A 12024-nucleotide genomic window follows, 5' to 3' on the forward strand; every position below is an offset into this window, starting at 1 on the left:
CTTTGTCGACAGCCGCGTGAAGAGGCCATATCGGGGGGCATCCCGTGCCCAACCCAAGTTAAGGCGACGCCACCGTCGGAGGTCTTCCCCAATGCCGCCTGCGTCGTCAGTCTGGTCGATCGCCTTTTGCACCATTGTGAGGTCATTCCCATCGAAGGCGATTCTTACCGCTTCAAGGAAGCCTCCGAGCGCTCGAAGGCGCAGCGTCAACAACGCACCAGCCACCCCGCTGACGAAAAGGAGCCTGCAGCATGACCGGAAATCCTCATCAGCCGTCCGGTCTCGGGCGTGGAATCCAGTTCATCGTCAATGCCGAATGGACACCCGAGCAAGCAGCCGCCGTCTTCGAACTCCTCGACGATCTGCGAGACTGCATCTGGAGCCGTTACGCTCCCCACATCCAGCAGTTTGTCCGTCACCAACAAGCCCATGACGATCAGCACCCTTCCAGCGACGAGCAGACAGGGCAAAAGCCCCATCCTCTCGATCCCTCCTGGTAAAAAATACAAAGCGGCCCCATCGGGCCGCTTTCTCCTCCACAATCCTCGGCACCATTTGTCCGCGCTTTCTCGCAGCCGTTAACACCCTTGATAGCAACGACTGTTTCGTCGAGATGCCACTTGTCGGCAAAACTACCCCTGGACCGCCGCCGGATGGAGCGGGCATATCCGCGGCCGAACTTGGCAGCCCATTCCGCGACAGTCTGGAACGAGACTTCGATGCCGCGCTCGGCCAGAAGATCTTCCACATGACGCAGGCTCAGTGGAAATCGGAAGTAGAGCCACACCGCATACGCTATGATCTCGGCAGGAAAACGATGACGCTTGTATCGGAGCGTCATAATATCGGTGGGCGGGTGCGGGCTCATGCCCGTAAAGTCCGCCTAAAATGTTAAGGCGACGCTACCTGCCGGTGTTATACGGTTAAACGCTCGACGACTTGAGCCGCAACAATAGGCGCGTCATCCACATTGGTGTCCGGCCAGACCCGTGCGCGTTTTTTGGGGAAAGCACCGGGCACGAAATAGGAGAGGCCCGCGCTTGCAACATAGATAGTCGCTGCAACGCCGTCGAAATTGCGATTGAAATGGAACTGCGACTTCATCACGATAAAGTCCTGCTCCCTGATATTGATGCCGTGAGATTCGAAAATGGCGCGATCAACGATAAATCCTGGCTTTGACGTGGCGATCACAAGGAAACGATTATCAATCTCGATAAGGGCCGTCTTTCCCATGGCAGCGGATTCGTTGGCAAAACTAGGTCCGATGAGTTTAATATCCCTATTGTTGAGCATCTTGACCACGCCTTCGATCTCGAAGGGCAGATATAGCGGCGTCATCTTGCCGCCGAGACGCATCTTGATTTTCGCGCCGACTCCGGCGGCATGTGCCTGTGCGACGGTTTCCGGATCGTTGACCGTCATGGCGCCCTGGAGCTTCACGGGATGCTTCAGTGCGGCCTGCAGGATCAAGGTGCTGTCTCCCGGCGCGCCGGCCAGCGTCCGGTCACCAAGATCCGCAAGCGCCTTGGTAATGCCGCCCTTGTCCTTCGCAGTTGCATCCAGAGCCTCTGCGATGGTCACGGTTTCATCCTTGAAGCTCTCGCGCAGATTCCAGAACTTCTGCGCGTAATCCTCCACGATCACCTTGGCTTGCGCATATGGCCCGTTGCTCAGTATCACAGCGGCCTGACCCATGTCCGTTAGATCCGCAAAGCGATAGGCGTTGTAGATGCTAAGGTCCACCACTGGCGCTTCCGACTTCTCGAGCGCACGGGCACGTACGTGCATTTCCTTAAGTGGGCTGAGATGAGTTTCGAGCCTGCCTGGGGCAATCATCCGGGTTTTCGCGAAGGTATAGACCGGGCGCAGACGGCCTTCCAGGACATCGAAAACCAATCTGACCACCTTCTTGCCATTTTCGTAGTAATCGTCATGCGGATTGTTCTTGCAGGCGATGCAGATGTCGGCTGCCTTCAACATCTGCGGCGTGATATTCGCATGAAGGTCGAGACCTGCTCCGAGGACTGCGTTTCCGCCGATGACGCCACGAATGTAGGAGAGGAAGTCACCTTCCGCATCTTCAAATTCAGTCGTGGACATCGACCCATGCAGGTCGAGTACAATCGCATCGGGCGCGAGCTTGTTGACCTCCTCGCCCCAGAACCGGCGTTGCCCAATGTAGAAACTATGATCGATGGCGCCGCTCGGCGCGATCATCGAATCTGAAATGGGAAGAACCTGAATATCCGCGCGTTCAATCAAGGCGTCGACAATCCCGCCGAGCGTGGTGCCATTTCCCTTGGCCGCCTCGATCAAAGTCTCGCCGCGAACGACGGTGATATCTCCCGCTGCTGTCGCCGGCGCATATCCGTGCGATTCATGAAACAGGCGTCCGACTGCTATGCGCTTCATAATCTTATATTCCCTCTTGAATGTCAGCCTTTGGATTTTATACCGCCATGCAAAGAATTATGATCGCGCTCGATTTGGCGAAGAATGCGTTTCACGGTGCGATGGGGCTGGGCGGGTGGCGACCGCAACATAGTGCGCCGGGGACAAGTGCTTGAGTTCTCAAGGGGCCGCATGTCACTCCTGTTCGCCAGGGGTCGAAAATGGTGTAATCGACCAATCGATTAGGTCGACGGCACGCTGAAGTATCGCCTCCGTCCGAGCACGGCTGGGGGAAGTGGCAATGACATATCCGATCCAATCTCGGAGATCGCCTTTCCTGACGATTGGCGTCTTGGGTCCAACATAGAATTTGATCTCGGCTACACCTGGTATGGCGGCCGCCTGACTGTGGCCGCCGATCCAATCGAGGGTGCCATCGGTATCAGGAACGAGGAACCGCGCGGCCGCAGTCTGCGAATGTCTGCTGTGCAAATCACATTCGTCGCCGATGACAAGCTTGATGTGCTCAGTGACGAGGTCGATACCGCAAGCCAGTTGGACCAGTTGGGGCTCGAGCGCGCCAGCAAGACGCGGGTTGACCTCGATAACGACTGGACCACGCTTCGTCCACCGGAGTTCTATGTTCGTTGGCCCCCAGCCAAGGCCGAGAGCTCCCAAGCAGCTTAGCGAAACATCGGAGATGCGAGCATACTCCTCGTTGGTAAACGGGGCCGGAAACGTCGTCTCACGGAAGACGAAATGCGGTGGAGGGCCACAGTCAGCGATTCCAATTCCAATGATCTGGTCTCCCATTATGTCGACGCTATAAAAAGAGCCATGTGCGAATTCTTCGACCAGTATCCTCGGCGGGTACTGCCATATGTGCTGCCCGCCCAACAGATAGGTCGTATGTTCGGCTACCTCATCGAGGTCGCGGCACAATCGGACACCTCTGCTGCCGGCACCTACGGCTGGTTTAAGAATCACCGGCAGGCCGATCTCCGCGGCGAAGCTTTCCACCTCCGTCGCATCCGCTGCCAAGCGATAAGCAGGTATTGGAACGCCGGCCTCCGCGAGAAGCTGACGTTGAGTGAATTTGTTGCAGCATCGTTCAATGGATTCGGGGTTCGGTCCCGGTAGATCGAAATAGCGGCAGAGCTTTCCAACTGTCGCATAGAATGAGTCCCCGACCGACGTAATGCCAGCAATGTCATAGGTTGCACGTAGCAGGGAACATTCGCGGATCAGTGCATCGAGATCGCCTGTATCGACACGGATTGCCTCAATTCCTTCGGCCGCAAGATAGTCGTACTGAGCTGGATCAGCTGATAGGGCAATTGGATAAAGACCAAGACGCACGGCCGCCTGGACGTATAGCGGACCATTATACCTTGAACCTTCAAGCAGGATGAGCGCTCTTTTTGCCATTGGCTTTGACTCCGACATTGCGTGTTGTGCGGCGGTCCGAGCGTACATCGGCAAAATCCTTCTTCAGCCTTGCCTGATCTCAGACTTTGAGGTGAACGTACCATCGCCATCGATCCGGGGTTGCAAAGATTCTATAAATTTACTTGAAGGACCTGTCGCAACAGTTTGGTCACTGACGCCTGTCCCGCTTTTGTGATCCGGTGCCGTCGCTAGTCGGTTCGATTGAGATAATCTTTGAGCTTCGTTGCTAGGACGCGCACATGAGGCGGAGCGACCATCGTGTAATGGTCACCTGGCACCTCATGAATTTCCAGGCGCGCCCGCGCGAATTGCTTCCACCCAAGATCGCCATCAGGTTCATTAGTGGATGTGCGCAGCCCCTTCTTGGCTGCAAAAAGAACGGACCTGCTGTCGTTGAACCGAGGCATATATTCACGCAGCGCAATTTTATTTGCCTCGGCAACTGCCAGAATATTATTGAGCTGCGCTTCGCTCATGTCGGGGACATTGCCTGCTTGCCTTCCGAAATCCAGCAATGCCGTGACCTGACGCTCACGTTTGATGGAGTTCAGCTTTCGCCAATGTTTCTTCAGCGCAGGAAAAAGGACGCTCAATATAACCGCTTGCTCGCTAAGCCATTGAGGAATATGGCGGTTGCCGAGCAGGCGGTAATACCGGTCGCTTGTGTGCTCTTCATCTTTGTGAAGCGCTTTGGCATCGAGCAGCCCAACTATTGCTACCTCGTCACCAGCATCGTGCAATTGGCAGGCCATTTCCCAAGCAATGCTCCCGCCCATAGACAGCCCAGCGAGCTGATAAGGGCCTCGGGGTTGAACGCTCTTGATAGCCTCTACGTATTCCCGCGCCATCTCCGGAATGCTCAGGTGAGGGCTCGCTTCACCATTCAGACCGCGCGCCTGCAAGCCGAAGAGCGGCTGCTCCGTGCCAAGTGCCTTAGCAAGAGGCGTATATACGAGTACATGTCCCCCAAAAGGGTGGGGGCAAAACAGAGGCGTCCGCGAACCGCCGGTTTGTATCGGCACCAATGCGTTCGTGCGCACGCTTCTATGTGTCTTCGACAGGGCTATTGCGAGCCCTCTTGGAGTCTGGTGTTCCAGCAGCAGGGAGACAGCCAATCTCTCTCCCGTGAGCTGCTCGATGCGATCGATGACGCTTAAGGCGCTCAACGAATCGCCACCAAGATCAAAGAAGCTGTCGGTCAGGGCAACGTCATCCAAGCCCAAGATGTCCCGATAGACCGCCGCAATTTGGCGATCTAAAGCTGTCTCAGCAGACATCTCAACTACAGTCGGACTGCGCACCCCCTCGTTCCCAGTCGGGCGATCGACGGATCTGGCTGTAATATTAGGCTGATTCAAACCGGCATTTTGTTCCTGGTCCTTGGTGACTACCGCATCGAGCCAGTAACGCTTGCGATCAAAAGGATAAGGGGGGAGGGGGGTTCGCTGCAAGGGCTGGTGGTCGTGCAGACTAGACCAATCGATGCGAACGCCGCAGGTCCAAAGCTTGCCCAGCGTCTGTAAAAGGCTCGCGCGATCGCCTTGCCCGTGGTCGTCCCCTGGCAAGGCTGGAAACGCGACGGGGCTCCGCCTGTGGCCCTTTGACTTGAGCCGCCTGGAATGTGTGGTCAGGGCTGCGCCAGGCCCCATCTCAATGAACAACTCGTGGCCCGATTGCACTACCCGATCGAAGGCCTGATTGAACTGCACCGTCTCTCGCAGATTGCGGACCCAATAGCTGCCATTGAGCCGCACGTCCGCTTCAAGCCAGTCACCGAGCACTGTCGACATGAAAGGTATTTGAGGCGCTTGCAACTCGACTTGTTCTGCATGAATCCTAAACTCCGGCAGGATTGGATCGAGCAGTGACGAATGCACGGCATGGCTTGCGCGCACTTGTTTGCTCGCAATGGATTTCGCCTGCAATTGCTCATGGAACGCTGCGATCTCGGATGCTGCCCCCGAAACAATGCACTGACGCGGCCCGTTTATTGCCGCCAGTGAAAGGTTGTCGTTCCAATAAGGCTCGAGCTCTTCCGGCGACAAGCTGACTGCAACGATCCCGCCGACAGGCACATGCGACGTTAACTGTCCCCTTATCAGTGTCAGTCGAATGGCATCCGGTAGCGAGATGATGCCTGCAAGATGAGCGGCTGCATATTCTCCGATGCTGTGGCCGATCACAGCTGCAGGGAAAATGCCCCACGAGATGAAGAGCTTCGCCATTGCATATTGCGTAGCGAAGATGACAGGCTGTATGAGGGCTTCCAGCTGAGGCTGAAGCTCGTCATTGGATTTGCCTTCGCAGTAGAGCAGGGGGCGGAAATCAATATGTGCGAGCTCGTTAAGCCACTTTGCGCATTCGTCGATGGCGTTGCGGAATACCGGCTCTTCTTCATAAAGCTCCCGACCCATTCCGATCTGCTGCCCGCCCTGGCCGGAGAACATGAACACGATGCGGTGTTCACTGCTTGACGCCTCTCCTGCTGCGCCCGCATTCAGAGCCGCCTGATCGAGCTGGTCGGCTAATTCCACCGGATTGGATCCGACGAAACTTGTGCGATGTCTCAGAGCTGCTCGACCCGTTTGCAGGGTATATGCGATATTTGCTGCGCTGTGCCTAACATCGCTTCGGCGAATAAAGCTTGCCAGTTGCCGAAGCATTTCGGTTAATGCAGACCTGCTTGCACCCGACACTGGAAAAACTTGTAGCCTGCGGCCGCTTTGTTCACCACTCTGCGGCGGAGCCTCCTCGAGGATGACGTGCGCATTCGTGCCACCAATGCCAAATGAGCTGACCCCACCGCGCCGTGGCTCACCAGCTTTGGGCCAAGTGGTGCAGGTCTTGTTTACGAACACCGGGCTCTCCTTGAAGTCGATATTTGGGTTGGGCTTATCAAAATGCAGGCTAGCGGGAATGACGTTCCTGTTCAGCATCGTGGCGAGTTTGATCAGCCCCGTTACGCCCGCTGCGGCGTCGAGATGGCCGACATTTGTCTTCACCGAACCTATTGCGCAGAATTGTTTCCGTGCTGTGTGGGAACCAAAGGCCTTGGTCAGGCCGGAGATTTCGACGGGGTCTCCAAGATAGGTTCCCGTACCATGCGCTTCGACGTACCCAATGGTGTCCGCAGAGACCTCAGCATCGGTGAGGGCGGCTTGGATCACCGCAGCCTGTCCGTCGGCGCTGGGGGCGGTGAACCCGACCTTGGCGGCGCCATCATTGTTGATGGCGGTCCCCTTTATCACTGCCCAGATATAGTCGCCGTCTCTACAGGCGTCGCTCAGCAGCTTGAGGACAACGACCGCTGCTCCGCTGCCTCTCACCGTTCCCTGGGCTTTGGCATCGAACGCACGGCAGTGGCCGTCAGGGGACAAGATATGGCCTTGTTGATGGAGATAGCCTTTTCCATGGGGCAGGGAAATCGATGCACCGCCTGCCAGCGCCATATCGCACTCATTGCTGCGCAGGGTCCGGCAAGCGAGGTGGACCGCAACCAGCGAAGTGGAACAGGCCGTCTGAACTGACACGCAGGGGCCGGTCAAGTTGAGCTTGTAGGCAATGCGCGTCGTCGTGAAATCGTGGCCATTAAGAAGGCGGATCTGCAACTTCTCTGAATCCAGCAGGTCGCGGACTGCTTCACGTTCAGGGAGATAGTGGTTGGCCCCCACTCCAGCAAAGACACCGACGCGGCCTCCTGCGTTCTCGCGCGATCCGTATCCCGCCTGGTCGAGCGCCTGATACGCCGTTTCCAGTAAGATCCGCTGTTGCGGGTCCATCCAGGCTGCTTCCTTAGGCGAGAGACCGAAAAACGCTGCGTCAAACAAATCAACTCCGCTGATAACGGCTTCGCGCCTCACATAACTAGGCTTGCCAAAGGTATTGGGATCAACGCCGGCTTCGCGCAATGTCTGTTCATCTAAGTCTGCGATGGACTCTACGCCATCGACCAGATTGTTCCAGAATTGTTCGACATTCTCCGCCCCCGGGAACCTGCCGGCCAATCCAATGATTGCAACAGCATTGCGGTCCTGGTTGGGTTCGATTGCCGCCGGACCACTCGGTCTTTTTAAGTCCTGCGCGGGGTGAGAAGCGCCTGGAATTGCTGCCAGGTGCGCAGCGAGCGTTCTTATGGTGGGGTGCTCGAACAGATCCAGAATCTTGCAATCAATGGCCAAACGATCGTGGATACGCGCCTGAACCTGGACGATGGCCATGGAATGGCCGCCAACATCGAAGAAATTGTCTTCAACGCCGACGGAGTCCAGGTTCAGCACGTTCTTCCATATCTCAGCCACTTCCGCCTGCAACCCACCGGTCGGCAAAGTTGCGGCCCTTAATTTCGAGACGTTTCTCGGCTCGGGAAGAGCGCGCCGGTCGATCTTGCCGCTACGATTGGTTGGTAGCTGCGGGAGGAACACGAACTGTGAGGGGACCATGTAGCCAGGCAGCGCGGCGCGCAGAAAAGACTGAAGTTCATCGGCAACCTCCGAACTGCCCCGTCGCCTCACCACGTAGGCTGCCAGGCTCGCATTTTCATCGGGACCGGCTGTCAGCGTGACGCAGCATGCTTTGACGTTTTCGTGCTCCATCAGGCACTGCTCGATCTCGGCAAGCTCGACCCGCATGCCGCGGATCTTGATCTGTCCGTCTTTCCGGCCTAGGAACTCAATCGTGCCGTCTGTCCGGTAGCGGGCCCGATCCCCAGTTCGGTAGAGCCTGGATTGCGGATCATCATCGAATGGGTCTGGCAGGAAAACCTCGCGCGTGAGTTCATCGTGATTGATGTAGCCGCGGGCTACGCCGACACCCCCGATGTAGAGCTCGCCGATTGCGCCAACCGGTGTCGGATTACCATAGCGATCCAGGATATAAGCCTTGGTATTGATGGCGGGGTGCCCAATTGTTGGCTTTTGCTCCTCGGCTTTCACCTCAGTCCTTATGCAATAGACGGTCGTCTCCGTAGGCCCATAGGAATTGAAGATGCGGCGTTTCTCGCCCCATCGCTCAATGAGGCTCGGCGGCAACGGCTCTCCACCTGACTTTACCACAGTGAGATCAGGAAGATCATTCGACGGCAAGGAGGCCCACGCTGTCGGCGTAAGACCGGCGGCGGTAACGCATTCACGGCGCATGAACTCGACAAGCTCTGCTCCGGGCATCGATGCTGATGGAGGCGCCAGGCACAATCGACCACCAGAGGATAAAGCCAGCATAAAATCGAACAGCGATGCATCGAATCCGCAGGAAGCGAACTGCAATACCCTGCTATCCGCACCCAATTGATAGGTGCGTCTTAGATCCTCCGCCATGTTGCAGGCGCTGCGATGCTCAACCATCACGCCTTTCGGCTGCCCCGTGGAACCGGATGTATAGATCACGTAGGCCAAATCTGAGGGGCCGGCGGGGCAGTGCGGAGGCGTGACATCGTGGAGAGCGATTTCGGCGCGGTCCTTGTCGAGGAGAACCACCGCACATCCCTTCGCACGTTCAATGTCTAGCTTTGATAGGGCTGTCCCGAACGCCTGTTTTTTAAGCTCCGCTTTGCTTATCACTGCAGTGGCGCCAGCGTCCCGCACCATGAAATGCAGACGGTGGGGTGGGAGTCGCGGATCGAGAGGAAGATAGACGGCCCCCGCCTTCAACACCGCTAGAAAGCCGACAATGAGATCGCACGAACGCTCGACGAGGACGCCGACCACGTCTCCAAGGCGGACACCTTTTGAAATTAGATGACGGGCAAGCTTGTTTGCCTTTTGCTCAAGTAAGGCGTAGCTGAGCGCCTCCATTGAGCAACTGACAGCGATATTGTCTGGGCGAGCGGCAGCATGAGCTTCGATCAGGGTGTGCAGGCAAATGTCGGACGGAAAACCTGCAGCGGTGTCGTTAAAATCATGAAGGAGCTGATGCTCCTCCTCTGGAGTTAGAAAACAATAGTCGCCTATCCGTCGCGCTGGCGCATCTGCAATCGCCTCGAGCAACAACTGATAGTGCTGCGCCAGCCGCTCGATGGTGCTAGGATCCCACAAATCCGCGTTGTATACGACATGTAGACGGACACTTTCTTTGCTGGCCAAGATACGAAAATCAAGATCGATCCAGATATCGGTCTCGCAAAGTCGGATTTGCGCAGGCAAGCCGGAGAGGTCGACGTCGCATGACGTGAAGCCAAGAGAACTCACCGCCTCTGGAATGAAGTTGAAAACTGCTTGCGCGAGCGGATTGCGATCAGGTGCCGGGGGGAGCTTGAGCTTCTCCAGTAGCAGGGGAAGGGGAAAATACTCGTGGCTGCGCGCGCAGCGCATGAGCTGACGCACCTGCTGCAAATGGTCGAGGAAAATGGAATTTTCGGAAAGATCCTGGCGTAGGGCCGCCAAGGTCACAAAGTAGCCGAAGGTGCCCGAAAAATTTTCTGTCGGACGACCGAGGCGTGGCACGTAAAGGGTGATGTCGTCCTGATCGCCATAGCGATGCAGCAGGACGTAATAGGCAGCAAGCAGTACGGTGGCGAGCGTCACTTTTTCTTTATGCGCCAGTCGCTCCAAGCGCGCGACCAGCGGCATCTCAATATTCACGGAGAAAACTGACCCGGTGTGCGTGGCAAGTGCAGCTCGGGGTCTGTCGGTCGGAAGGGGCAGGTCAGGTTCATGATCAACAAGCTGGCTGCGCCAGTAGGCCCACATGCGTTCTCCGTCGTCGCCGGCAAGGAGGCGCTCTTGCCAGGCTACGAAGTCCCCGTAAGGAGACGCCGTGGTCAGACTTGGCATATCCGTGTCGCCGCAGCACGCCTGGTAGTGCCTGCCGAACTCGTGCAAAAAGGTGCGAATGCTGAAGCCGTCGGAAATTATGTGGTGGAAATTGAGGAGGAGAACCTCTTCCGTGGCATTGCGGATGAACAGGTGAGCGCGAAACAACGGCCCATGTTCCAGATCGAAAGGCGAGCGAGCTTCAGCTGCGATGGAGTGATGGAAGTGCGCCTCTTCGAGACCTTGTAGCCGAACGACATGAAAGCTCAGAGAGGCTGTCTCATGAATGCGCTGAACGACCTGCTCGCCTTCCTGGTGAAAGGTCGTGCGCAGCATTTCATGGCGGTCGATCAATGATTGAAGCGCGCGCCGCAAGGCATCAATGTCGAACGGTGCCTTTATCCGCAGTTCGACTGGCAAATTGTATTCGCTACCGGTCGGTCGTTTTTGATGATGTATCCAAAGGCCACTCTGACCATGCGACAGCGGACGCGTAACATGACCCATTGCTTTCTCCTGCCACTTAGTTGTGCGGAGAAGTTACCCCTCTTCTCTTGGAAACGGTTTGAATTTTTTGAGAATAATTCAGTCGTTTATGTGAAACTGTCGTATGACAGAGCACATATTCACTCGAACTAACAATTTTCAGTGACATGGCAATGACCTGCCACTGAGTTTTTCCTCCATCTGAGATTAGAGTCCGGGCCTTGATCGAAGGACGGACTGATGAAGCGGAAGCGGTTCACGGAAGAGCAAATCATCACGGTGCTGCGCGAGCACGAGGCGGGTGCGAAAGCGGGCGATCTGGCCCGCAAGCACGGGGTCAGCGAGGCGACGCTGTATAACTGGAAGGCCAAGTATGGCGGTAGGAAGCCCAGGCTCTCATGCCGGCGTCCCGTCTCTTCGACGGCTTTGTCGAATACACCAAGCGGGTCTCCCCAACCTGCCTCGTGCATTTAGAGCGCAACCGCTACAGCGTTCCGGCGTCCTTTGCCAATCGGCCCGTGAGCCTTCGGGTCTATCCGGATCGTGTCGTTGTCGCTGCGGAGGGTCTGATTGTCTGTGAGCATCGCCGCATCATCGATCGATCGCATGATCGACCAGGACAGACGATCTATGACTGGCGGCACTATCTGGCTGTCGTTCAGCGCAAGCCAGGCGCCCTACGCAACGGAGCACCCTTTGCCGAACTCCCGATGCATTCAGGTCGTTACAGCAGCATTTGCTCAAGAAGCCGGGCGGCGATCGCGAGATGGTCGAGATCCTGGGCACTTGTCCTGCAACACGACGAGCAGGCCGTGCTCCTGGCCGTGGAGATGGCGTTGGAGGCCGGCGTTCCAACCAAGACCCATGTGCTGAACCGGTGGCGTCGCCTTAACTTGGGTTGGGCACGGGATGCCCCCCGATATGGCCTCTTCACGCGGCTGTCGACAAA

At 56.8% G+C, this 12024-nt stretch carries 4 protein-coding genes and 3 pseudogenes; 3 read left to right on the forward strand and 4 right to left on the reverse strand.

Going from position 1 to position 12024, the window contains the following annotated elements; all coding sequences use genetic code 11:
• Window positions 1–255: ATP-binding protein (locus AC07FD_RS36465; RefSeq protein WP_478353766.1), on the forward strand; the 255-nt coding region annotated here is incomplete at its 5' end.
• Window positions 256–583: 328 nt separating this feature from the next.
• Here AC07FD_RS36465 and AC07FD_RS36470 read toward each other — a convergent pair.
• The 4 genes and pseudogenes from AC07FD_RS36470 to AC07FD_RS36485 all read right to left on the reverse strand — a co-directional run.
• A pseudogene (locus AC07FD_RS36470) lies at window positions 584–868 on the reverse strand (IS6 family transposase); the annotation flags it as partial.
• A gap of 47 nt (window positions 869–915) precedes the next feature.
• Window positions 916–2415: a M81 family metallopeptidase gene (locus AC07FD_RS36475; RefSeq protein WP_478353767.1), complete on the reverse strand. Its 1500-nt coding sequence runs from the start codon at window positions 2413–2415 to the stop codon at window positions 916–918.
• Window positions 2416–2589: 174 nt separating this feature from the next.
• Window positions 2590–3822: an ATP-grasp domain-containing protein gene (locus AC07FD_RS36480; RefSeq protein WP_478353768.1), complete on the reverse strand. Its 1233-nt coding sequence runs from the start codon at window positions 3820–3822 to the stop codon at window positions 2590–2592.
• Between the two features lie 209 nt (window positions 3823–4031).
• Complete coding sequence (locus AC07FD_RS36485) at window positions 4032–11096, reverse strand: hybrid non-ribosomal peptide synthetase/type I polyketide synthase (protein WP_478353769.1); 7065 nt, start codon at window positions 11094–11096, stop codon at window positions 4032–4034.
• Between the two features lie 219 nt (window positions 11097–11315).
• Here AC07FD_RS36485 and AC07FD_RS36490 point away from each other — a divergent pair.
• Together AC07FD_RS36490 and AC07FD_RS36495 are read left to right on the forward strand one after the other, a co-directional pair.
• Window positions 11316–11456 (forward strand): annotated as a pseudogene (locus tag AC07FD_RS36490) (transposase); the annotation flags it as partial.
• A 2-nt stretch (window positions 11457–11458) separates the two neighbouring features.
• A pseudogene (locus AC07FD_RS36495) lies at window positions 11459–12024 on the forward strand (Mu transposase domain-containing protein); the annotation flags it as partial.

The organism is Mesorhizobium waitakense (assembly GCF_056431085.1).

What these genes read in the sequence shown, in the direction of transcription:
- AC07FD_RS36480 (WP_478353768.1), bottom strand. Translation starts at nt 3,822, where the DNA reads ATGGCAAAAAGAGCGCTCATCCTGCTTGAAGGTTCAAGGTATAATGGT.
- AC07FD_RS36475 (WP_478353767.1), bottom strand. Translation starts at nt 2,415, where the DNA reads ATGAAGCGCATAGCAGTCGGACGCCTGTTTCATGAATCGCACGGATAT.
- AC07FD_RS36485 (WP_478353769.1), bottom strand. Translation starts at nt 11,096, where the DNA reads ATGGGTCATGTTACGCGTCCGCTGTCGCATGGTCAGAGTGGCCTTTGG.